This window comes from Scandinavium tedordense (genome assembly GCF_024764965.1).
Lineage (GTDB): Bacteria > Pseudomonadota > Gammaproteobacteria > Enterobacterales > Enterobacteriaceae > Scandinavium > Scandinavium tedordense.
Genome location: NZ_JALIGG010000052.1, coordinates 97,483 through 121,096, shown reverse-complemented (window position 1 = coordinate 121,096; position 23,614 = coordinate 97,483). Strand labels below are relative to the sequence as shown.

23 protein-coding genes and 1 pseudogene are annotated in these 23,614 nt (G+C 54.2%); 7 read left to right on the top strand and 17 right to left on the bottom strand.

Annotated features, from left to right (window positions below):
- Positions 1-127: 127 nt before the first annotated feature.
- Positions 128-1,456, top strand: a pseudogene (locus tag MUU46_RS06935) (SLC5/6 family protein).
- Between the two features lie 43 nt (positions 1,457-1,499).
- Entirely contained in the window at positions 1,500-2,810 is a 1,311-nt protein-coding gene (locus MUU46_RS06930) for an L-cysteine desulfidase family protein (RefSeq protein WP_258965168.1), read from the top strand.
- Between the two features lie 67 nt (positions 2,811-2,877).
- On the opposite strand, the gene MUU46_RS06925 is transcribed toward MUU46_RS06930, so the two are convergent.
- The gene (locus MUU46_RS06925) at positions 2,878-3,579 is read right to left on the bottom strand and encodes a pirin family protein (RefSeq protein WP_159760130.1); all 702 of its coding nucleotides are present in this window, start codon (positions 3,577-3,579) and stop codon (positions 2,878-2,880) included.
- A gap of 103 nt (positions 3,580-3,682) precedes the next feature.
- On the opposite strand from MUU46_RS06925, the gene MUU46_RS06920 reads away from it, so the two are divergent.
- A complete protein-coding gene (locus MUU46_RS06920) occupies positions 3,683-4,579 on the top strand; it encodes a LysR family transcriptional regulator (RefSeq protein WP_159760128.1) in 897 nt (298 codons plus the stop codon).
- 93 nt (positions 4,580-4,672) lie between these two features.
- On the opposite strand, the gene MUU46_RS06915 is transcribed toward MUU46_RS06920, so the two are convergent.
- The 11 genes from MUU46_RS06915 to MUU46_RS06865 all read right to left on the bottom strand — a co-directional run bounded on the left by MUU46_RS06915 (position 4,673) and on the right by MUU46_RS06865 (position 11,936).
- Positions 4,673-5,038, bottom strand: coding sequence for a DUF805 domain-containing protein (locus MUU46_RS06915; protein WP_159760126.1), 366 nt, complete (start codon positions 5,036-5,038; stop codon positions 4,673-4,675).
- A gap of 106 nt (positions 5,039-5,144) precedes the next feature.
- Positions 5,145-6,131: a glutathione S-transferase family protein gene (locus MUU46_RS06910; protein ID WP_258965167.1), complete on the bottom strand. Its 987-nt coding sequence runs from the start codon at positions 6,129-6,131 to the stop codon at positions 5,145-5,147.
- Between the two features lie 71 nt (positions 6,132-6,202).
- Positions 6,203-6,595 (bottom strand): DoxX family protein, encoded by a 393-nt coding sequence (locus MUU46_RS06905; RefSeq protein WP_159760122.1) that lies wholly within the window; start codon positions 6,593-6,595, stop codon positions 6,203-6,205.
- A 221-nt stretch (positions 6,596-6,816) separates the two neighbouring features.
- The gene (locus MUU46_RS06900) at positions 6,817-7,116 is read right to left on the bottom strand and encodes a YqjK-like family protein (protein ID WP_159760120.1); all 300 of its coding nucleotides are present in this window, start codon (positions 7,114-7,116) and stop codon (positions 6,817-6,819) included.
- Positions 7,109-7,510, bottom strand: a complete 402-nt coding sequence (locus MUU46_RS06895) for a phage holin family protein (protein ID WP_159760118.1) — start codon at positions 7,508-7,510, stop codon at positions 7,109-7,111. Before MUU46_RS06895 ends, MUU46_RS06900 begins: the two co-directional genes overlap by 8 nt.
- 2 nt (positions 7,511-7,512) lie before the next feature.
- Positions 7,513-7,818, bottom strand: a complete 306-nt coding sequence (locus tag MUU46_RS06890; protein WP_258965166.1) for an ElaB/YgaM/YqjD family protein — start codon at positions 7,816-7,818, stop codon at positions 7,513-7,515.
- Between the two features lie 40 nt (positions 7,819-7,858).
- Complete coding sequence (locus MUU46_RS06885) at positions 7,859-8,227, bottom strand: DUF1090 domain-containing protein (protein WP_159760114.1); 369 nt, start codon at positions 8,225-8,227, stop codon at positions 7,859-7,861.
- A gap of 149 nt (positions 8,228-8,376) precedes the next feature.
- Complete coding sequence (gene mzrA / locus MUU46_RS06880; protein WP_159760112.1) at positions 8,377-8,763, bottom strand: EnvZ/OmpR regulon moderator MzrA; 387 nt, start codon at positions 8,761-8,763, stop codon at positions 8,377-8,379.
- Between the two features lie 2 nt (positions 8,764-8,765).
- Positions 8,766-9,428, bottom strand: coding sequence for a DedA family general envelope maintenance protein YqjA (gene yqjA, locus MUU46_RS06875; protein WP_159760110.1), 663 nt, complete (start codon positions 9,426-9,428; stop codon positions 8,766-8,768).
- 316 nt (positions 9,429-9,744) lie between these two features.
- Entirely contained in the window at positions 9,745-10,521 is a 777-nt protein-coding gene (gene exuR, locus MUU46_RS06870) for a transcriptional regulator ExuR (protein ID WP_159760108.1), read from the bottom strand.
- A 119-nt stretch (positions 10,522-10,640) separates the two neighbouring features.
- A complete protein-coding gene (locus tag MUU46_RS06865) occupies positions 10,641-11,936 on the bottom strand; it encodes an MFS transporter (protein WP_258965165.1) in 1,296 nt (431 codons plus the stop codon).
- A gap of 464 nt (positions 11,937-12,400) precedes the next feature.
- On the opposite strand from MUU46_RS06865, the gene uxaC reads away from it, so the two are divergent.
- The 3 genes from uxaC to MUU46_RS06850 all read left to right on the top strand — a co-directional run bounded on the left by uxaC (position 12,401) and on the right by MUU46_RS06850 (position 15,959).
- Positions 12,401-13,813 (top strand): glucuronate isomerase, encoded by a 1,413-nt coding sequence (gene uxaC / locus MUU46_RS06860; RefSeq protein WP_258965164.1) that lies wholly within the window; start codon positions 12,401-12,403, stop codon positions 13,811-13,813.
- Positions 13,814-13,831: 18 nt separating this feature from the next.
- A complete protein-coding gene (locus MUU46_RS06855; RefSeq protein WP_159760102.1) occupies positions 13,832-15,319 on the top strand; it encodes a UxaA family hydrolase in 1,488 nt (495 codons plus the stop codon).
- Positions 15,320-15,392: 73 nt separating this feature from the next.
- On the top strand, positions 15,393-15,959 hold the full coding sequence (locus tag MUU46_RS06850) for a YgjV family protein (protein WP_159760100.1): 567 nt from the start codon (positions 15,393-15,395) through the stop codon (positions 15,957-15,959).
- A 24-nt stretch (positions 15,960-15,983) separates the two neighbouring features.
- Here the strand turns inward: MUU46_RS06850 and sstT are convergent, their stop codons facing one another.
- From sstT to MUU46_RS06830, 4 genes are all read right to left on the bottom strand, one after another.
- Positions 15,984-17,228: a serine/threonine transporter SstT gene (sstT, locus tag MUU46_RS06845; protein WP_258965163.1), complete on the bottom strand. Its 1,245-nt coding sequence runs from the start codon at positions 17,226-17,228 to the stop codon at positions 15,984-15,986.
- A 233-nt stretch (positions 17,229-17,461) separates the two neighbouring features.
- A complete protein-coding gene (locus MUU46_RS06840; RefSeq protein ID WP_258965162.1) occupies positions 17,462-18,430 on the bottom strand; it encodes a TerC family protein in 969 nt (322 codons plus the stop codon).
- A 268-nt stretch (positions 18,431-18,698) separates the two neighbouring features.
- Positions 18,699-19,697 carry a Gfo/Idh/MocA family protein gene (locus tag MUU46_RS06835; protein ID WP_258965161.1) on the bottom strand — a complete coding sequence of 333 codons (999 nt, stop codon included), beginning with the start codon at positions 19,695-19,697 and terminating at the stop codon, positions 18,699-18,701.
- Between the two features lie 72 nt (positions 19,698-19,769).
- A complete protein-coding gene (locus MUU46_RS06830) occupies positions 19,770-20,270 on the bottom strand; it encodes a M48 metallopeptidase family protein (RefSeq protein ID WP_159760092.1) in 501 nt (166 codons plus the stop codon).
- Positions 20,271-20,354: 84 nt separating this feature from the next.
- Here MUU46_RS06830 and rlmG point away from each other — a divergent pair, with 84 nt between their 5' ends.
- On the top strand, positions 20,355-21,491 hold the full coding sequence (gene rlmG / locus MUU46_RS06825; RefSeq protein ID WP_159760090.1) for a 23S rRNA (guanine(1835)-N(2))-methyltransferase RlmG: 1,137 nt from the start codon (positions 20,355-20,357) through the stop codon (positions 21,489-21,491).
- A gap of 52 nt (positions 21,492-21,543) precedes the next feature.
- Here rlmG and MUU46_RS06820 read toward each other — a convergent pair whose 3' ends face one another.
- On the bottom strand, positions 21,544-23,565 hold the full coding sequence (locus MUU46_RS06820; RefSeq protein ID WP_258965160.1) for an NADPH-dependent 2,4-dienoyl-CoA reductase: 2,022 nt from the start codon (positions 23,563-23,565) through the stop codon (positions 21,544-21,546).
- Between the last annotated feature and the right edge of the window lie 49 nt (positions 23,566-23,614).

Sequence of the window (23,614 nt, the reverse complement as noted above, 5' to 3'; positions counted from 1 at the left end):
GATTTTTTTCTCCGATCCCGCGAGTATGATTTCTCCATTCAAAAAAACTTGCCTGCGAACACAATGCATATCGCCCAGATGCAGCGTGAAAAAATAATAAAACCTCTACCTACAAGCGAGAATGTTTATGGAAACGGCTACAAATAACCATGTCGTTATTAATATCGATCCGCCTGAGCGGGATGGCATGACAGAAAGCGAATGGCAGGCTGCAATTAAATTCGACAGTACCGATACCGGATGGGTGATTATGAGTATCGGGATGGCTATCGGCGCGGGAATTGTTTTTTTACCGGTTCAGGTAGGATTAATGGGCTTGTGGGTTTTCCTGCTATCCTCCTTGATTGGCTACCCGGCCATGTATTTATTTCAAAGGCTGTTTATCAATACCCTTGCAGAATCACCGGAATGCAAAGATTACCCGAGCGTCATCAGTGGTTACCTGGGTAAAAACTGGGGGGTGCTATTAGGTGCGCTCTATTTTGTGATGCTGGTTATCTGGATGTTTGTCTATTCCACCGCCATTACCAACGACAGTGCCTCTTATTTGCATACCTTCGGTGTGACTGACGGCCTGCTCTCGGACAACCCCTTTTACGGTCTGGGCCTCATCTGCATTCTGGTGGCGATTTCGTCAAGGGGAGAGAAGTTACTGTTTAAGGTTTGAAGTTTGATGGTCTTGACCAAACTGCTGGTCGTCGCCGCGCTGGGCATTTCGATGATAGGCCTTTGGCATCTCTATAATGCGGGGACGCTGCCTCCCGTCGGCCTGCTGATTAAAAATGCCATTATTACCTTACCTTTCACGCTAACCTCTATTCTGTTTATTCAGACGCTCAGCCCTATGGTGATTTCCTACCGTTCCCGAGAAAAATCGCGTGAAGTGGCGCGATATAAAGCACTTCGGGCGATGAATATTGCCTTTGGGATCTTATTCGTTACCGTCTTTTTCTACGCAGTATCATTCACCCTTGCAATGGGTCATGACGAAGCGGTGAAAGCCTACCAGCAAAATATTTCTGCACTGGCTATTGCGGCGCAGTTTATCAGTGGTGACGGCGCCGGCTGGGTAAAAATAGTCAGCGTTATCTTAAATATCTTCGCCGTCATGACTGCCTTCTTTGGCGTATATCTTGGTTTTCGCGAAGCCACGCAGGGAATTGTGATGAACCTGCTGCGGCGTAAATATGCAGCTGAACGCATTAATGAAAAATACGTGCAAGGCGGGATTATGGTCTTTGCCATTTTGCTCTCCTGGAGCGCTATCGTGCTTAATGCGCCGGTCCTGAGCTTTACCTCTATTTGCAGCCCAATTTTTGGCATGGTGGGATGTCTGATCCCTGCCTGGCTGGTCTATAAAGTGCCTGCACTGCATAAATATAAAGGCCTTGCGCTGAAGGTCATCATCATCACCGGTTTGCTGCTATGCGTATCGCCGTTTCTTGCATTTTCCTGATCCGGTCCAGTGTGTTTCGTGAGTAACAGTTAAGGTCGAAAGTATGTTGAACACTGAATATCCTGCACTTTGGAATAAATTTATCCACGCCGTACGTGCGGAAGTAAAGCCTGCGCTGGGGTGTACCGAGCCGGTATCGCTGGCGCTGGCCGGAGCCATCGCGTCAGCTCACCTGGAAGGTGAGATTGAACGCATTGAAGCCTGGGTTTCTCCCAATTTGATGAAAAATGGAATGGGTGTCACCGTGCCGGGAACCGGCATGGTGGGACTGCCCATTGCGGTAGCGCTGGGCGCACTGGCGGGCGACCCGCATGCCGGACTGGAGGTGCTGAAGCAAGCTCGGCAGGAGGATATCGGGCGAGCAAAACAACTGCTCGCCGAGGGTAAGGTGTGTCTCAGGCTACAGGAACCCTGTACCGAATTGCTCTACGCTCGTGCCAAAGTGTGGAGCAAAGCATACTGGGCCAGTGTCACGATTGAAGGTGGTCATACCCGCGTTGTGAGGATTGAAAAACAGGGCGAAACGCTACTTTCTCAACGGCCTGGTGGCGTTGAACCGACGGCAGAAGACCCGCTGGAGGTTATGTCACAGACGTCGTTGGCCGACATTCTCAATTTTATTGAGCATGTTCCGTTCGAGGCTATTGCGTTTATTCTTGAAGCCGCAGCGCTCAACGGTGCACTTTCTTTCGAGGGATTGCAGGGCAAATGGGGTTTACACATCGGTGCGACGCTGGAAAAACAGCGCGGACGGGGGTTGATAGGCCACAGTCTGGCATCGGAGATTGTGATTCGGACGGCTGCCGCGTCGGATGCACGAATGGGTGGCGCGTCGCTTCCGGCGATGAGCAATTCTGGCTCAGGTAATCAGGGGATCGCGGCGACTCTTCCTGTCATGGTGGTGGCAGAGCATCTCCTCGCCAGTGAAGAGAGTCTGGCCAGAGCGCTGATGTTGTCTCATCTTAGTGCCATCTACATCCACGCTCAGCTACCGCGTTTGTCCGCACTCTGTGCTGCTACCACAGCGTCGATGGGCGCCGCAGCGGGAATGAGTTGGTTAATGGGTGGCACGTACGAAACGCTGGCGAAAGCCATCAACAGCATGATCGGTGACGTGAGTGGAATGATCTGCGATGGCGCATCGAACAGTTGTGCGATGAAAGTCTCTACCAGCGCGTCATCGGCGTGGAAAGCGGTGCTGATGGCGCTGGATGACACGGCAGTGACGGGAAACGAAGGCATTGTGGCACACGATGTTGAGGACTCTCTGGCGAACCTCTGCGCGCTGGCCTGCCAGGCAATGCAGCAGACTGACCGTCAGGTTCTCGACATTATGTCGCGCAAATCCCGCTAATCGGGCAGGGCAACGGAAAGGATGACTTATCCCAGGCTGGCTTACTGCGCCAGCCTGACTTCAGCGTTTACACCGGTAAATCTATCAGCAAAGCACGCAGAGGCGTATCGGCCACCAGCGTAATGTTAGCCTCGTCACGAATAAATGCGCCATCACCGCAGGTTAATCCTTTCTGCTCTTCCTGCGGTGTTACCGCATGAACGGTGCCGTGAATGGATTGCAGATACGCGCGCGGGCCATGCAGCTGGAAGCTCAGCTGTTCGCCTTTATTCAGCTGAATGTGGTGAACCCACACTTGCTGGCGAAGCTGCACGCTATTCTGGCTGCCGTCGGGGGAAGCGATAAGCTGCTGCGCGGTGTCGCTGAGTTCGAGCTTATGTACCGATGGATTTTCTCGCTGCGTGCAGGCGTCAAGCCAGAGCTGCATTCGCGTCAGCGACTTCTCTTTGCTGAGGTTGTGCTCGCTGTAGCTGGTGCCCGGCTGCGTGGCAATCAGCAGCGCTTCGCCCGCTTTAGCCTGAACGTGATTCCCTTCGCTGTCACGATATTCGGCTTCCCCTTCCAGAATAATATTCAGGATATCGACCTTCGGATACGTGCGCGGCTGCAACGACGCGCCTGGCCCGAGTACTTCCTGGTTCAGCACGCGCAGGGAGGCATATCCCAGCAGCTTCGGGTCGAAGTAGTGTCCGAAGGAGAAGGTGTATCGCGCCTGCAGCCAGCCGAAATCGGCTTGTCCGCACTGTTTGGCTGTTCGGGTTGTAATCATATTCTTGACCTCTCTTTACACTAAACAATGGTAAAGCTATGGACGCTGCATTGTTAGCCAGATATTCTGCCGGGTATGTTCAAATTTCCTGAATGAGAACGCCATGGCTAAAGAGAGAGCATTGACGCTGGAAGCGTTAAGAGTAATGGACGCTATTGACCGGCGTGGCAGCTTTGCCGCCGCCGCCGATGAGCTAGGGCGCGTCCCGTCTGCGCTGAGCTACACCATGCAGAAGCTGGAAGAAGAGCTCGACGTGGTGCTGTTTGACCGCTCAGGTCATCGCACAAAATTCACCAATGTGGGCCGAATGCTGCTGGAACGCGGCCGTGTGCTGCTGGAAGCTGCCGATAAACTGACCACCGACGCCGAAGCGTTGGCGCGTGGCTGGGAAACGCATCTGACGCTGGTCGCCGAAGCGCTGGTGCCGACTCCGGAGCTGTTCCCGCTGATTGAAAAGCTGGGGCTGAAAGCTAACACGCAGTTGTCGATCATCACCGAAGTATTGGCTGGCGCCTGGGAACGTCTGGAACAGGGGCGGGCGGATATCGTTATCGCACCGGATATGCATTTTCGTTCATCGTCCGAGATAAACTCCCGCAAGCTGTATTCGATCCTGAACGTTTATGTTGCCGCGCCGGATCACCCGATTCATCAGGAGCCGGAGCCTTTATCAGAAGTGACGCGCGTGAAATATCGCGGCGTGGCGGTGGCGGATACCGCCCGTGAACGCCCGGTTCTCACCGTACAGCTGCTGGATAAGCAGCCGCGTTTGACGGTCAGTACCATCGAAGATAAGCGTCAGGCGTTGTTAGCGGGGCTTGGTGTGGCGACAATGCCGTATCCGCTGGTCGAGCAGGATATTGCCGAAGGAAGATTGCGGGTGGTGAGCCCGGAATACACGAATGAAGTCGATATTATTATGGCGTGGCGACGCGACAGCATGGGTGAAGCAAAAGCCTGGTGCCTGCGTGAAATTCCAAAGCTGTTTGCCCGAAAATAGGGTTTGCCTGGGTGCCCGGCGGCGTAAACTTACCGGGCCTACGGCTACATAATGTAGGCCCGGTAAGCGCAGCGCCACCGGGCGCTTTTTACGTTAAGGGACTTGCTTAGGATCCGGTCCGAAGCGGTTTTCACCTGGCGTGCCGTTCTGGCAGTTAAAGACCAGGATCACCACCCAACCAATGATTGGGATCAGTAACAGCAACAGCCACCACGCTGAACGATCGGTATCATGCAGACGACGGAACTGCACTGCCCATGTCGGGATAAGTACCAGCAGACCATAAATGCTCGCCAGTACGCCTTCACCGCTGACGCGTTCCAGACCGAGTATTTTATCAATAATACTCAGCACTCCGGCCAGTACGAAACTCACCAGTACGAACATCCAAAATTCTTTCCGGCGCGCCCGGCCACCAAACCCGATGTAATTCTTGAGTACTTTTAGATACCAGTCCATTTTCCTTGCCTCTGTAATCAGTCAATCACTTGTTTTCTAAGGGATCGAGGTAAGGATAGATGCAAACTATAAATTAAAAAAGGACATCCATTGATGTCCTTAATAATTAGCGGAAACGCACGTCGCGACCGTGAGGCTCATCAAGATCCTGCCACGGACCAATAGAGATGATCCCTGTCGGGTTAATGGTTTTATGGCTGCGATAATAGTGATTGCGAATGTGGTCGACATTCACCGTCTCCGCCACGCCTGGCAGCTGATAGATATCGCGCAGGAAACCATACAGATTCAGGTAATCGCTGATGCGGTGCTTATCGCATTTGAAATGGGTGACATACACGGGATCGAAGCGTACCAGCGTGGTCCACAGGCGAATATCCGCCTCGGTTAACTGGTTGCCGGTCAGATAACGGTGCTGGCCGAGGATTTGCTCTACGCGAGCCAGCGCGTCGAAGACTTTCGTCACCGCTTCGTCGTAGGCATCCTGGCTGGTGGCAAACCCGGCTTTGTAGACACCGTTGTTGATGCTGTCGTAAATCCAGTCGTTCAGCTCGTCAATCTGTTGACGCAGCGCTTCAGGGTAATAATCACCCGCACGTGCGCCAAGACCGTCAAACGCGGTGTTCAGCATACGGATGATTTCCGCGGATTCATTACTGACGATAGTGTGGTTCTTTTTGTCCCACAGCACCGGCACCGTGACGCGCCCGGTATATTGCGGGTCAGCATGTAGATACAGCTGATAGAGAAATTCGTTCTGATACAGCGTGTCGCCGGTCGATCCGGGGAAGCTGTCGTCAAAGGTCCAGCCGTTTTCGTACATCAGCGGGTTTACCACCGACACATCAATAAACGATTCCAGGCCTTTTAACGCGCGCATGATAAGCGTGCGGTGCGCCCACGGACAAGCGAGGGAAACGTATAAATGGTACCGATCTTTTTCAGCCGCAAAACCGCCTTCTCCGGAGGGGCCTGGCGCGCCGTCGGCAGTCAGCCAGTTGCGATACGCCGAAACAGAACGTTTGAATCGTCCCCCGGTAGATTTGGTGTCATACCAGGTGTCATGCCAGACGCCGTCAATGAGTTGTCCCATGGTTCTCTCTCCTTCAAAATGACAAAAGCGAGGGATTTCCCTCGCTTTACGCTTCAGTCAGTATAGCGGGCTTACCACTTTTTGTTCAGCACGCGGTCAATACTGAACGCGCCCGGGCCGGTGATAGCCAGCAGCAGGAAACCGCCAGCGATGGTCATGTTTTTCATGAACATCAGTGAGTTAACACCTTCAGCAAAGTTGCTGTGGAAGATAAACGCGGTCAGCAGAGTAAAACCTGCGGTGAACAGCGCGGTGGTGCGGGTCAGGAGGCCGAACAGAATCGCCAGACCGCCGCCGAATTCGAGCAGAATAGTCAGTGGCAGCAGTGCTCCCGGAACGCCCATCGCTTCCATGTACTGCTGAGTGCCCGCATAACCGGTGATTTTGCCCCAGCCTGCGGTGATAAACAGGATTGGCATCAAGATACGAGCGACCAGAATACCAACATCTTCTAATTTTTTCATTTTACTCTCCATCAAACCACGCAGGCGGTTTTATTCATTTATTGTGCAAATTCGCAGGGATACCGCGGGCTTGCTGTCGATGGAAAGGAGTGTAATCGTGCCGGTGGGGGATTGTTAGCAAGGAAAACTGTCGATCTTCTTCAAAGATATTGAGTATTAATTCGGGGAAGGGAAATGGGCAATATTGCCCGGCAGACAGGGAGTCGCCGGGCAGAGTGATCTCAGTGGCGTAAATGCTGCTGGCGCATCGTACTTTTCACCAGCCGCCATGCGCTCCAGACGCCGAAACCGCGACGGCTCCAGCGCACCAGGAAGCGTGGATGGCGTACTGACCAGATAGCCATGACGCTACTGCCGACCAGCGCCCAGGCGCGCAGGCTCAGCAGCGTGTTCCATCCGCGATCGTAGACATCAGTGGTTTCTATCCAGTCACGACGGCTAGCGGACAGGTCCAGCCGTTGCTGTTGGATTTTGCTTAGCAGATACGCTTTTCGTTTCTGCAGTTCCACTTTGCTACTCACGTTCGTCATCCTCAAGCAGCGCCCGATCGTTCGCCAGTTCGTTGCGGGTATGGCGCAGCAGTGTTGAGCGCCGCGCTTTTCGCAGCGTCCAGATGGCGCCGATAAGTGCCAACAGGAGCAGGACGGCGGTGGTCGCAATCATAGCGTTCAGCCGGTATTGCGGGTCGATGGCCCAGATAATCAGCACCATCAAACTCATCAGGCCAAAAGCTGCGAACAGCATGGTCAGGCCGAGCATCAGCAGCATCTGGAAAAGGTTCGCTTTCTCCTCTTCCAGCTCAACGACTGCCAGCCGCAGGCGTGTTTCCACCATGTCGACCATGATAGTGACAATTCGCTGGCCGATGCCGAAAACGCTTTTTCCCGGCCCGTTTGAGTGATGTGAGTCAGCCATAATTAACGACGCGACAGCAGCACACCCAGCACCAGCCCAACGGCCGCGCCGATACCTACGCCGGTCCATGGGTTATCACGCACGTATTCGTCAGCGCGCGCAGCGGCTACACGGGTTTGTTGGGCGATGGCATCGCTAGTTTCACCCAGACGGTAGCGGCTGTCTTTCAGCGCGCGTTCTGCTTTACTGCGCAGTTTGCCGAGTTCTTCTTTCGATTTGTCTGAGGAGGAGTTCAGCACCTCTTCCAGGGTATCCGCCAGGGATTTCAGTTCGTCACGCAGATGTTCTGAGGTGTTATCTTTCGCCATGATCTTGTTCTCCAGTGTACTTTGTTAGACTTCCATTGAATCAATAGTCACGAGACTCCAGCGCTTTCAGTTGTTGCTGCGCTTCAGTGAGCTTGTGCTCACGCTTACTGATTTTCTCCGCATCGCCCTTGGTTTTGGCTTCATCAAGATCGTGGCGACGCTCGGTGATTTCTTCTTTCTGTTCAGCAATTTTCTTTTGGTGATCGGCCCGAAGTTTACTGTCGCTGCAATTGTCTTTTACTTCCCGCAGCGCTTTGTTCAGACCGTCAATACGGCTTTGGTTGTGGTGCTTTTCGGCGTAGTGGATTTCTCGCTGAATGTCCTGTTCCTTTTCCTGACACGGCGTTGAGGCAAACGCGCCAGCGCTCATTGTCACCAGGCCCAAAGCCAGAAAAATGCGGTATTTCATAGGTGAAACCTTCCCTTGTGTTATGGGCTATTTATGGCATTGCCCCACCCAATCGACGAGATGATGCGGGTGACTTCCGCTTACTCAATGATAGTAAGTAAACGCGAAATCACCAAAGCCTGTGAAAAGATTCAGAATCCTGGAAGGATTTAACCGAGCCGGTGCGGATTGTCGCGAAGGCGGGAGAGCCACTGTGGGGCCAGCGAGTCTTCATCATCAAGCTGAGCGATGATGTAACCGTGGGGCAGGGTTCTGTCCAGTACCTCTTTGGCGGCGGCGCTCTGGTCGCTGGATTCAAACTTAATCACTAAAGCATCATTTTGTGGGGTTATGCTTTTAAAGCGGATGCCGTTAGCATCCAGATGATGCCAGATGGAGAAGCCGTCTGGCATGCTGATATTGGCGCTGACCGGACGAATGGCCAGTGACGACTCGCGTTGTTGAATCGCTGCCCAGAACCAAAGCAGGGCGCACAGCATAAGCAATGCACCGAGACTGAAACTGAACCGGCGAAGGGTAACATTCCGCAATCCCATGCCTAGCTCCGATTACCGTATTTTTTCTTCACCAGTACGATAAGCGACCCGACCAGACCAATCACCAACAGCACGACCGGCAGCAGCATCAGGCAGGACATCAGCGCATCTTCGTATTTCAGAAATACCGGGGTTTTCCCCAGCAGATAACCGAGCGACGTCAGGATAAGCACCCACAGCAGGCCGCTCATCCAGTTGAAGAACTGGAAACGGGTGCTGCTAAGACCGGACAGACCGGCGATGGTTGGCAGCAGCGTGCGCACAAAGGCGATAAAGCGTCCGACCAACAGGGCGGATAAACCGTGCTTATGGAACAGGTGATGTGCACGCTGGTGGTAATGGGCGGGCAGGTGCGAAAGCCAGTTCTGCACAATGCGCGTATTCCCGAGCCAGCGGCCCTGAATATAACTCAGCCAGCAGCCGAGGCTGGCCGCGGTGGTCAGCAGTAGCAGCGTTAGCGGGAAGCCCATCGCACCTTTGGCAATCAGCACGCCGACCAGTACCAGCAGGCTGTCGCCCGGTAAAAAGGCGGCAGGTAATAATCCGTTCTCTAAGAACAGGATCATAAACAACACGAAGTAGAGCATGCCTATCATGGAGGGGTTGGCAAGGGTTTCGAAATCCTGGCTCCACAAGGCATTGAGTAATTGGGTTAACAGTTCCATTCACGATTCCTGGTACATCGATTAATGTCACGCCTGAACGCGTTTTTCTGCCGGACGTCAGTTGTTATTGATTGATTATGGACGCTGGCAACACGCTCTGAACTTATCCATGTTTTACGCGAATCAGAGATGCCTGACTCGCCAACGACAAAATGCATCTAAGTGTAACAAAGGCTCTGGTTTCACGTCACAGAAATTGCAGTTTGTTGCGATTGATTTTGCTGTCTGAAGGGGGGAGAGGCGAGAGATTTTACACAGGCTGACACTATAGTGGATTAACTGACCCTTCAGCCGTGGCCGGAGGGTCAGGAAAATTTTATTTTGCGCCGTTGGCGGCGGTATCGAGATGAACCACCGGATTATCTGCAAACAGGTAACGGTCGGCATTAAATTCGAAATCATCGCTGGTTTCGTTAAACAGCATCAATTTGGTGTTTTCCAGATGCTGCCACATCGCCAATTTTGCAGCGTGTGGGTCTTTGCGGATCAGCGCTTTCAGAATTTGGTCATGATCGTCACACCAGTTATCCACCGTGCGCAGATCAATATGGTCGTGAAGTTTTTTCCAGTACGGGTTATGCACGCGCTGAGTCCACATTTTTTCGACAATTGCCGCAAGCGCGGTGTTTTGCGTCGCCAGGGCAACCTGGACGTGGAACTGGAGATCCCATTCGGAGTCGCGGAAGCACTTCTCTTTGCGCGCATTCTCCTGGATTTCCATCAGCTTCATGATGTCCTGTTTTGTCACCTGCGTGGCGGCGAACTCAGCAATATTACTTTCTATAAGCTGGCGGGCCTGTAGCAGCTCGAACGGACCATAATTGGCAAACTCAAGGGATTCGTCCGGCGCGTGGTAATGCTTCGCGGTGCTGGAAATGACATGAATACCGGAGCCTTTGCGTACTTCAACGTAGCCTTCGACTTCCAGCATGATAATGGCTTCACGAACCACCGTGCGGCTGACGTTCTTCTCGTCGGCAATAAAACGCTCCGCAGGCAGTTTGTCGCCCACAAGATAAACGCCTTGCTCGATGCGATTTTTCAGATCAGCGGCAAGCTGTTGATATAAACGGCGTGATTCCGTGATTTCCATATTCGCTCCAGGCAGGGTACGGCATGAGGATTTGTTATACCACTTTTACGCAAAACTCACCACCTTCTTAACGGCAAAAAGCCGCCTGGAAGGCGGCTTTAAAGCAGGTATAGCAAGGGTTAGCTCTGCGTAGCTGTCCCGCCAACTGCGTGATTGGTTTCGGCTGCCGGTTTGTTCTGCAGCACGGTCCAGATAACAACGGCACCAATCAGGTCGAACACCGCCAGGACTGCGAACAGTGGGCTGAAGCCCAGAGTATCGGCCAGCGCACCGACAACCAGCGCAAACAGTGTACTTGCTGTCCATGCCGCCATGCCGGTCAGACCGTTCGCCGTCGCCACTTCATTACGACCAAAGACGTCAGAAGAGAGGGTAATCAGCGCACCGGACAGTGACTGGTGAGCAAAGCCACCCACGCACAGCAGCGCAATCGCAACGTATGGGCTGGTGAACAGGCCAATCAGGCCAGGACCAATCATCAGGACTGCACCCATGGTGACGACCAGTTTACGGGAAACAATCAGGTTCACGCCGAACTTACGCTGGAACAGCGGTGGCAGATAGCCGCCGACGATACACCCGAGGTCAGCAAACAGCATTGGCATCCATGCAAACATCGCAATGTGTTTCAGGTCAAAGCCATAGACTTTAAACATGAACAGCGGGATCCAGGCATTGAAAGTACCCCAGGCCGGTTCCGCCAGGAAACGTGGCAGCGCGATACCCCAGAACTGGCGGTTACGGATAATCTGCCAGGCCGACATTTTTTTGCCGTTATCGGCCTGATGCTGTGCTTCCTGACCCCCGATGATGTACTCACGTTCTTCTTCGGTCAGTTTTTTCTGGTCACGTGGGTGTTTGTAGAAAATCAGCCAGGCCATTGCCCATGCGAAGCTCAGAACACCGGAGATAATGAATGCCATCTGCCAGCTGTGCATGACGATAGCCCACACCACTAATGGAGGCGCAATCATCCCGCCGATGGAGGAACCGACGTTGAAGTAGCCGACGGCAACCGAACGTTCTTTCGCCGGGAACCACTCGGAGCTGGCTTTCAGACCCGCCGGGATCATTGCCGCTTCTGCTGCACCGACAGCACCACGCGCCACGGCCAGACCGCCCCAGCTGCCTGCCAGCGCAGTCGCGCCGCAGAAACATGCCCACAGAACGGCGAACATCGCGTAGCCAACCTTCGTACCTAACAGGTCAAGCACGTAGCCTGCAACCGGCTGCATAATGGTGTAAGCAGCGGAATAGGCGGCGATGATGTAAGAGTATTGCTGTGTGGAAATATGCAGTTCCTGCATAAAGGTCGGCGCAGCGGCCGCCACGGTGTTACGAGTGAGGTAACCGAGCACGGTGCCCAACGTCACCAGTGCAATCATGTACCAACGTAACCCTTTAATCTTACGCATGTAAAACCTCGTCATTTTGTTTTATCCGCGGCTGCGCGGTCATCTTCCTGGGTGAGGAGGATGTTTAAGTAACGGGGGGCGTAACAGATTTCCTGTAACGGCCCGAACCTTGCCATTAATAATCCTGCGAATTCGGTATCCGTACCGGTCAATTCCGATGATGGAGTCATCGGTAATGCATTCCTTCGGCTTATAGGTTGCGACGGGGCAAACGATAACTTGTCATACAACTTTAAAAGGTGAGAACCGTCACAAATGCTGTAATAGCCGTGTGGTCTTTATTTGCGCTGCGCAGAGCCAGTGCTGGCGCGGCCTGGCGATGGGTTTACTTCTTTTTGGGTACTTTTTTTGTCGGCTTTTATTGATCTGACTCACGAAAAAATCTTCAGGGACTGGAAATTGGTGTGATAACTTTGCAGCATTGCAGTTAAGCATCTGACGCACTCTTTTAGAGGAAGACGATAATGACTCCGTTTATGACCGAAGATTTCCTGCTCGACACCGAATTTGCCCGCCGTCTGTACCATGACTACGCCAAAGACCAGCCGATTTTCGACTACCACTGCCACCTTCCTCCGCAGCAGGTTGCCGAAAATTACCGTTTCAAAAACTTGTATGACATCTGGCTGAAAGGCGATCACTACAAATGGCGCGCGATGCGCACCAACGGCGTGGCTGAACGTCTGTGTACCGGTGACGCCTCTGATCGTGAAAAATTTGATGCATGGGCCGCCACCGTGCCGCACACCATCGGTAATCCGCTGTATCACTGGACGCACCTCGAGCTGCGTCGTCCGTTCGGTATTACTGGCAAACTGCTGTCGCCAAACACCGCCGATGAGATCTGGAACCAGTGCAACGATCTGCTGGCACAGGATCAGTTCTCTGCCCGTGGGATCATGAAACAGATGAATGTGAAGATGGTCGGCACTACCGACGATCCGATTGATTCGCTGGAACATCACGCCACCGTGGCGAAAGACACCTCTTTCGACGTCAAAGTGCTGCCGAGCTGGCGCCCGGATAAAGCCTTCAACATCGAACAGGCGACGTTCAACGATTACATGGCGAAGCTGGGTGAAGTGTCTGACACCGACATCCGTCGCTTCAGCGATCTGCAAACGGCGCTGAGCCGTCGTCTGGATCACTTTGCCGCTCACGGCTGTAAAGTGTCGGATCACGCGCTGGACGTCGTGCTGTTTGCTGACGCCACCGACGCTGAGCTCGACGCTATTCTGGCGCGTCGCCTGTCCGGTGAAACGCTGAGCGAACACGAAGTTGCACAGTTCAAAACCGCAGTGCTGGTCTGGCTTGGTGGCGAATATGCGCGTCGCAGCTGGGTGCAGCAGTACCACATTGGTGCGCTGCGCAATAATAACCAGCGTCAGTTCAAACTGCTGGGCGCGGATGTGGGCTTCGACTCCATCAACGACCGTCCGCTGGCGGAAGAACTGTCAAAATTGCTGAGCAAGCAGAACGAAGAAAACCTGCTGCCAAAAACCATTCTCTATTGCCTGAACCCACGCGATAACGAAGTGCTCGGCACCATGATCGGTAACTTCCAGGGCGAAGGGATGCCGGGCAAAATGCAGTTCGGTTCCGGCTGGTGGTTCAACGATCAGAAAGACGGCATGGAACGTCAAATGACCCAATTGGCACAGCTCGGCCTGCTGAGCCGCTTTGTCGGCATGCTGACCGACAGCCGCAGCTTCCTGTCTTATACCCGCCATGAATACTTCCGTCGCATCCTGTGCCAGATGATGGGTCGTTGGGTGGCTGCGGGCGAAGCACCGGCGGATATTCAGCTGCTGGGCGAGATGGTGAGAAATATCTGCTTTAACAATGCGCGTGATTACTTCGCCATTGAACTGAACTAATGCCCGAGGTTGGTTGATATGCAATACATCAAAATCCATTCGCTGGACAATGTAGTCGTCGCGCTGGCTGATATGGCCGCGGGGCAGGAAGTGACCGTGGAAGGTCAGACGGTACTTCTGCAGTCAGACATTTTGCGCGGGCATAAGTTTGCTCTGTTCGCGATTGCGAAGGGTGAAAACGTCGTCAAATATGGATTGCCGATTGGTCATGCGCTTACGGACATTGCGCCAGGGGAATACATTCATTCCCACAATACGCGGACCAATCTCAGTGATTTGGACGAGTACAGCTATCAACCAGACCTTCAGGCGGAACTGAGCCAGGCAGGCGATCGCGACGTGCAGGTTTATCGTCGTGCGAATGGTGAAGTTGGCGTTCGCAACGAGCTGTGGATCCTGCCGACCGTGGGCTGCGTCAACGGTATCGCGCGTCAAATTCAGAATCGTTTTCTGAAAGAGACTAACGATGCCGAAGGCACCGACGGTGTGTTCCTGTTCAGCCACACCTACGGTTGTTCGCAGCTGGGCGACGATCACATCAACACCCGCACCATGCTGCAAAACATGGTACGTCATCCGAATGCCGGGGCGGTGCTGGTGATTGGTCTCGGTTGTGAGAACAACCAGGTCGATGCGTTCCGTGAAACGCTGGGTGAATTTGACGCCGACCGCGTGCACTTCATGATCTGCCAGAAGCAGGACGACGAAGTGGAAGCGGGCCTTGAAGAACTGCATCAGCTTTACGACGTCATGCGTCACGACAAACGTGAACCGGGCAAACTGAGTGAGCTGAAGTTTGGACTTGAATGCGGCGGTTCTGATGGCCTTTCTGGTATTACCGCCAACCCAATGCTGGGGCGTTTCTCTGATTATGTGATTGGCAACGGCGGCACCACCGTTTTGACCGAAGTGCCGGAAATGTTCGGCGCCGAACAGATCCTGATGAGCCACTGCCGCGATGAAGCCACGTTTGAAAAGACCGTCACCATGGTCAACGATTTCAAACAGTACTTCATCGCGCACAACCAGCCCATTTACGAAAACCCATCGCCAGGCAACAAAGCGGGCGGGATAACGACGCTGGAAGAAAAATCGCTGGGCTGCACGCAGAAAGCCGGTTCCAGCCAGGTGGTTGACGTGCTGCGTTACGGTGAGCGCCTGAAAACCCACGGTCTGAATCTGCTGAGTGCCCCAGGTAACGATGCGGTCGCGACCAGTGCATTAGCCGGGTCAGGCTGTCACATGGTGCTGTTCAGCACCGGGCGCGGAACGCCGTACGGTGGTTTTGTGCCGACGGTGAAAATCGCCACCAACAGCGAGCTGGCGGCGAAGAAAAAGCACTGGATCGACTTCGATGCCGGACAGCTAATCCACGGCAAAGCGATGCCGGACGTGCTGACTGAGTTTGTCGATACCATCGTGGAATTCGCCAACGGCAAGCAGACCTGTAATGAAAAGAATGATTTCCGTGAACTGGCTATCTTTAAGTCTGGCGTCACGCTCTAATCCTCGCTAAAATAAAACGGCGTTTCATAAATGAAGCGCCGTTTCTTTTTCTGTATCATCCAAAGGATTTACCATGACCGCGTATTGGCTAGCCCAGGGCGTTGGAGTCATCGCCTTTCTGGTAGGTATCACGACGTTTATTAACCGCGATGAACGCCGATTCAAAAAGCAGTTGTCCGTCTACAGCGCCATTATCGGTGTGCATTTCTTCTTGATGGGCGCGTTTCCGGCGGGCTCCAGCGCCATGCTTAACGCCATCCGAACGCTTATCACCCTGCGCACCCGCAGCCTGTGGGTCATGACGCTGTTCATCGTGCTGACCGCCGGGATTGGTCTGGCTAAATTTCATCATCCAATGGAACTGCTGCCCGTCGCCGGTACGCTGGTCAGTACTTGGGCGCTGTTTCGCTGTCAGGGCCTGGCGATGCGCTGCATCATCTGGTGTTCAACGGCCTGCTGGGTGGCGCATAACTTCTGGCTCGGTTCGATCGGCGGCACGTTGATTGAGGGGAGTTTTCTGGTTATGAACGGCCTGAACATCGTCCGCTTCTGGCGAATGCAGAAACGCGGAATTGACCCGTTTAAAGTGGAAACTAAATTACAAAATGAAGTGCAGGAAGAAAGCCCTTCTACTCGTTAGCATAAGGGCTGGCATAGCAGAGGGTTAACCGCGCAGGGCGTCTTTCGCCAGACGTTCGTCATCGGCCATGCAGGCCGCGGCGGTGAACAGCACGTCGGTGGAAGAGTTCAGCGCAGTTTCGCAGGAATCCTGCAGCACACCGATGATAAAGCCGACGGCAACAACCTGCATCGCCACATCGTTCGGGATGCCGAACATGTTGCACGCCAATGGGATCAACAGCAGAGAACCCCCCGCCACACCCGACGCGCCACAGGCACACAGGGCCGCAACCACACTCAGCAGAAACGCCGTTGGCAGGTCAACCGGAATCCCCAGCGTATTTACCGCCGCCAGCGTCAGCACGGTGATGGTGATCGCCGCGCCTGCCATGTTGATGGTCGCACCCAGCGGAATCGACACTGAATACGTATCGCGATCCAGGTTCAGCTTTTCAGCCAGCGCCATGTTCACCGGAATGTTAGCGGCGGAGCTGCGGGTAAAGAAGGCATAAACACCGCTTTCACGCAGACACATCAGTACCAACGGATATGGGTTACGGCGAATCTTCCAGAACACCAACAGCGGGTTAATCACCAACGCCACCAGCAACATACAGCCAATCAGCACGGCCAGCAGATGGGCGTAGCCCCACAGCGTTTCGAAGCCAGTGCTTGCCAGCGTAGACGCGACCAGACCGAAAATCCCGATCGGCGCAAAGCGAATCACCACTTTCACCATAAAGGTGACCGCATTGGATACATCGTTAACAAGGTTTTTAGTGGTCTCATTACCGTGACGCAGCGCGAAGCCCAGGCCCACGGCCCACACCAGAATACCGATGTAGTTGGCGTTCAACAGCGCGTCAATCGGGTTGGCCACCATGCTTATCAGCAGGCCACGAAGCACTTCAACAATGCCAGACGGCGGTGTGATATCGGCCGCTCCGGTGCTCAGGTGCAGGGTGGACTGGAACACGAAGCTGAACAGCACTGCGGTCAGCGCGGCGGCAAAAGTACCCAGCAGATACAGGAACAGGATTGGGCGAATACTGGTTTTCTGACCGTGCTGGTGGTTGGCGATAGACGCCATAACCAGCATCAGAACCAGCACCGGGGCCACGGCTTTCAGAGCGCCGACGAATAGCGTCCCGAACAGGCCAACGGCTTCCGCAGCAGGCTTTGAAATCCAGGCCAGCAGAATACCCAGAACCAGACCCACCAGAATTTGTTTTACGAGGCTGCCTTCAGCGAGACGCTGAAGCAAGCCAGAGCGGCGTTGCGTAGTCATTTAACTTTTCCTTCGGTCGTAATGTGGTTCCATCCCGGCGACTCTTTGGTCGCATTTAGCAGGATGTAACAAATGTTTGCATGGATGAGTATAAGGATGTTCTGGCTTCGTGGAAGGGGAACCTGCTGAATATTTCGAGTGGATCTTATTTTTTAACTGTTGCTTAACATTAAATTGACATAAACCACAAAAAAACGACCCGAATAAATCGGGCCGTCTGACATATTCAGGGCTTATTTTGCGATGCTTTTTTTGTCGTGCTGGTGGTTGACCCACATGTTAATCAGCAGCGTTAACACCAGAATACCGAAGACCACGCCCAGCGAAATCGCGATTGGGATGTGGTAGAGGTCGATGAGCAGCATCTTGATGCCGATAAACACCAGGATAATCGACAGGCCGTACTTCAGCATCGAGAAGCGCTCCGCCACGCCTGCCAGCAGGAAGTACATCGCACGCAGGCCAAGGATTGCGAACAGGTTCGACGTCAGCACAATGAACGGGTCAGTGGTCACCGCGAAGATAGCCGGAATGCTGTCTACCGCGAAAATCACATCACTCAGTTCGACGAGGATCAGCACCAGCAGCAGCGGCGTAGCGTAAAGCAGGCCATTTTTGCGCACGAAGAAGTGTTCGTTCTCGATGTTATCGGTCATGCGCAGATGGCTGCGGATCCAGCGAACCAACGGCTTGTCGCCAATGCCTGCGTCGTCTTCCTTCGCCAGCGCCATTTTCACACCGGTGAACAACAAGAACGCGCCGAACACGTACAGCAGCCATTCGAACTGGGAAATCAGCCAGCTGCCGGTGAAGATCATGATCGTACGCAGCACAATCGCGCCCAATACACCGTAAATCAGCACTCTACGCTGCAATGCCGCCGGAACCGCAAAGTAGCTAAACAGCATCAGCCAGACGAAGACGTTATCGACCGCCAGCGCTTTCTCAATCAAATAACCGGTAAGGAAAGCCATCGCCTGCGGATCAGCAACCGCACGCCCTTGGGTTTGAGCGAGGTACCACCAGAAAGCGAGGTTAAACAGAAGCGACAGGGTGACCCACACCAGCGACCAGGTGGCCGCCTGTTTCATGGTCATGGTTTGCACGCCGCGCCGTCCTTGTAACAGCAGATCAATCGCCAACATAATGACGACCACAACAGCAAATCCGCCCCACAACAGAGGTGTGCCGACAGTATTCATAATCTTTCCTTTAAGCAAAAAAAAACGGCTAACGTCCAAAAGACGATAGCCGTTGCAGGATTTTTTGCTCGGACCTCGCCTTTCGGCAAGGTCTCACTTACAACAGAAAAGAAATCTACAGCAAATTTCTTTTCTGTTGCCCGGCAACCGGATGCTTTCGCATCGTCATGACGATCCACCGGCAAACAAGTTACTCCCCTTTGCGTGTGACAAAATATTACAGGCCATTGATGGCGTCAATGGCCCATAGCCTCTGTTTTACACAGCTTTACGCGGGAAGCGTTTCGTTCACTCCGTCTGCCGGGAACACGACGCCAGTCTGGCGACGAATTTCGGTGGCGAGCTTTGAGGTGGTGCGGCTCACCGTCAGCCCCGGATGATTCACTTCATTCTCTTCGACCAGACGCGCAAACAGCTCTGCTTCGTACAGCATGGTGTTGATATGCTGCGGTTGAGTCAGATCCTGCGCCTTGCCGCCGCGCGGCACAAAGGCGACTTTCTGGCACTCGGAAATTTTCTCGATAACCAGCGAACCTTCTTCGCCCTGGATTTCACTCGGCAGTACCGAATCGCTCACTTTGGAGTGTTGCAGGGTCACGCTGAAATCACCGTAATCCAGCACTACCACGCCGTGCGCATCGACGCCGCTGTCCAGCAATGTGGCGGTAGCGTGAACGCCGTGCGGTTCGCCCCACAGGGCAACGGCCGACGCGAGGCAGTAGAAACCAATATCCATAATCGAGCCGTTCGAGAACGCCGGATTAAAGGTATTCGGGTTTTCACCGTCGAGATAGCGCTGATAGCGCGAGGAGTACTGGCAGTAGTTGATCAGGGCTTTACGGACTTTGCCCACTTTGCTCAGAGACTGCTGCAGTTGCAGGAAATTCGGCAGGCTGGCGGTCTTGAACGCTTCGAACAGCACCACCTGGTTTTCACGCGCAAGGGCGATAGCCGCTTCCACTTCCGCAATATTCGACGCCAGCGGTTTCTCGCAAATCACATGCTTTTTGTGGCTGAGAAACAGTTGGGTTTGCGCGAAGTGCAGGGAGTTGGGGCTGGCGATATACACCGCATCAATGGCATTGCTTTGCGCCATCTCATCGAGAGAGGTAAAGAGATGTTCAACCATGTAATCGCTGGCGAAGCCCTGGGCCTGCTCGAGACTGCGGGAATAAACGGCGGTGAGTTTATATTTGCCGGTTTCATGGGCGGCATCGACAAACTGACGGGTGATCCAGTTCGTGCCAATGACTGCGAAACGTATCATGAGAATTGACGTACTCCGAAAAAGGGGCCTTTTGCCACTTTAGCACGCCATGATGACAAAACCAGTGCGCGCTTACGCAGAACCCGGTAGCGAAAGTTGAGTCAGCCACAGGCGGGTATCAAACTCCAGTTGGTGGTACTGCGGCTCCATATGACAGCAGAGCTGATAGAACGCTTTGTTGTGATCTTTTTCTTTCAGATGCGCGAGTTCATGGACCACGATCATCCGCAAAAAGGCTTCCGGCGACTGGCGGAAAACGGTGGCGACGCGAATTTCCGCTTTGGCTTTGAGCTTGCCGCCCTGAATGCGGGAAATCGCGGTGTGCAGCCCAAGGGCGTTATTCAGTACATGAATTTTGTTGTCGAACGCCACTTTATTGATCGGCGGTGCGCTGCGCATATAGCGGTTTTTCAGGCTTTGCGTGAATTCCCACAACGCCTTATCGTTAGTGATGTCGTGCTTGCCGGGATAGCGCTTTTCCAGTACGTCGCCGAGACGTTGTTCGGCAATAAGGGTGCGAACCTGGCTAAGAAGATGCTCGGGATAACCGCTTAAATACGTCAGTTCGCTCATGCTTGTCTCGAATTGTAGAAAAAAGGGGTATACTCACGCCCCCAAATCGGGGATATCACCGAATTTTACCATCCAGGAGGGCCGATGAGCCAATCAGACAACGGTTTTCGTTCACTGACACTAAAACGTTTCCCGGAAACGGACGACGTTAGCCCGCTGCAAGCGTGGGAAGCGGCAGATGAATACCTGCTGCAACAGTTGGACGGCACCGACATCAGCGGCCCGGTTCTCGTCTTTAACGATACCTTTGGCGCGCTAGCCTGTGCGCTGGCGGCGCACCAGCCGTACAGCATCGGCGACTCGTACTTAAGCGAGCTCGCGACCCGTGAAAACCTGCGCCACAACGACATCGCTGAAAACAGCGTCACGTTCCGCGACAGCACGGGTGAATACCCGCCGGCTCCGGCCGTCGTGCTGATTAAAATCCCAAAAACGCTGGCCCTGCTGGAACAACAGCTGCGTGCGCTGCGTGAGGTTGTGACACCGGAAACCCGCATTATCGGCGGCGCGAAGGTGCGTGACGTACACAACTCCACGCTGGAGCTGTTCGAAAAAATCCTCGGCCCGACCACCACCACGCTGGCGTGGAAAAAAGCGCGTCTGATTAACTGCACCTTCAGCGCGCCAGCGCTGGCGGACGTCCCGCAGGTACTTAGCTGGCCGCTGGAAGGCACCAACTGGACCATTCATAACCACGCGAACGTCTTCGCCCGTACTGGGCTGGACATCGGTGCGCGCTTCTTTATGGAGCATTTGCCGAAAGATCTGGAAGGCGAAATCGTTGACCTCGGCTGCGGTAACGGCGTTATTGGCCTGAGTCTGCTGGAGCGTAATCCGCTGGCAAACGTCGTGTTTGTCGATGAATCGCCAATGGCGGTGTCTTCAAGCCGTTTGAACGTCGAAAGCAACATGCCGGAAGCGTTGGATCGCTGCGAGTTCATGATCAACAACGCGCTGTCGGGCGTCGAGCCGTTCCGCTTCAATGCGATACTGTGCAATCCGCCGTTCCACCAGCAGCACGCGCTGACCGATAACATCGCCTGGGAAATGTTCCACCACGCACGTCGTTGTCTGAAGATCAACGGCGAGCTGGTGATTGTGGCTAACCGCCACCTCGACTATTTCCATAAACTGAAGAAGATTTTTGGCAACTGCACCACCGTCGCCACCAATCAGAAATTTGTGATCCTCAAAGCGGTGAAATTAGGGCGTAATCGCTAGACGCGACACACCCATAGCCCGATAGCCGCATGGCTGTCGGGTTTTTCTTCGCTTATATCTCCAGCGCCAGCCTGGTGCCCTGGGCGATAGCCCGGCGCGCATCCAGTTCCATCGCGACGTCGCAACCACCAATCAGATGTACCGGTTTTCCAGCGGCGCGTAATGGATCCGCCAGATCCTGACGCGGATCTTGCCCGGCGCAAAGAATCACATGATCCACCGCCAGCAGCTGCGGTTCACCGCCGATCGTCACATGTAATCCGTTATCGTCGATCTTTTCATAACTCACCGCCGGGAACATTTTCACGCCGCGGGCGAGCAGGGTGGTGCGATGGATCCAGCCGGTGGTTTTGCCAAGCCCTTCGCCAGGCTTACTGGCTTTACGTTGCAGCATCACAATTTGTCGCGGGCTTTTATGCAGCTGCGGCCCTTCCGGGCGTAAACCGCCGTTCATCTGCAGGCTGGTGTCGATCCCCCATTCCACGCAGAACTCGGCGATATTCTGGCTGGTGGCTTCGCCGGGCTGGCTTAAATACATCGCAGTATCAAAGCCGATGCCGCCGCAGCCAATAATCGCCACGCGCTTCCCTACGGGAGTTTTGTCCCGTAGCACGTCGAGATAGTTCAGCACTTTAGGATGATCAACGCCTGCGATCGCGGGCATACGCGGTTCTATGCCGGTCGCGAGAATGGTTTCGTCGAAGTCAGCGAGATCTGCTGCGCCGACAAAGCGGTTGAGTTCCAGCTTCACGCCGTGCAACTCGATCATCCGACGGTAATAGCGCAGCGTTTCAAAAAACTCCTCTTTGCCGGGGATCTGTTTCGCAATGTTGAACTGGCCGCCGATTTCCCCCGCGGCGTCAAATAATGTAACGCTATGCCCGCGTGCGGCGGCGTTAACGGCGAACGCCAGGCCAGCTGGCCCGGCCCCGACGACGGCCAGATTCTTTTTCGCCACTGTCTCGACGATCGGCATCTGCGTTTCATGGCAGGCGCGTGGATTCACGAGGCAGGAGGTCACTTTGCCGACAAAAATCTGATCGAGGCAGGCCTGATTGCAGCCGATACAGGTGTTGATCTCATCCGCCCGGCCACTTTGCGCTTTCGAAAGCAGTTCGGCATCGGCAAGGAATGGCCGAGCCATCGACACCATATCGGCATCTCCACGGTTCAGAATGTCTTCTGCGACCTGCGGATCGTTAATGCGGTTGGTGGTGATAAGTGGGATCGACACCTTGTCTTTCAGTTTGCGTGTCACCCAGCTGAATGCCCCACGTGGAACCGGTGTGGCAATGGTCGGGATCCGCGCTTCGTGCCAGCCGATCCCGGTGTTGATGATCGTCGCGCCAGCCGCTTCGATGGCCTGCGCCAGCTCGACGGTTTCGTCAAAATTACCGCCGCCTTCTACTAAATCGAGCATCGACAGGCGATAGATAATGATGAATTCATCGCCCACGCGTTCGCGCACGGCACGCACCACTTCCACAGCAAAGCGCATGCGTCGGGTCCAGTCTCCGCCCCACTGGTCGTCGCGCTGGTTGGTGCGGGCGGCAAGAAATTCATTAATTAAGTAGCCTTCCGAACCCATCACTTCCACGCCGTCATAACCGGCTTCCCGCGCCAACAGCGCACATTGCGCGAAGTCGTCAATCAGCACCAGGATTTCGTCATGCGTCAGCGCGTGAGGTTTGAAGCGGTTAATCGGCGCCTGAAGGGCTGATGGTGCCACCGGGCGCGGCTGATAGCTGTAGCGACCGGTATGCAAAATTTGCAGCGCGATTTTGCCGCCTTCTCTGTGTACCGCATCGGTAACAGGGCGATGATGTGCTAGCTGGTTTGCATCGTTTAGCACCGCGCCGCCTTCCATGCCCACACCGGAAAGTGCAGGGGCCACACCGCCGGTAACAATCAGCGCCACGCCATGACGGGCGCGCTCGGCATAAAAGGCCGCCAACCGTTCAGTTCCGTCCGGACGTTCTTCCAGCCCTGTGTGCATCGAGCCCATCAGGACGCGGTTTTTCAGCGTGGTAAAGCCCAGATCGAGCGGGGCGAATAACGATGGGTAGTGGCTCATAATCGCGCGTCCAGATGTAAAATTATTGTTATGTGGTCGGATGAGTTAC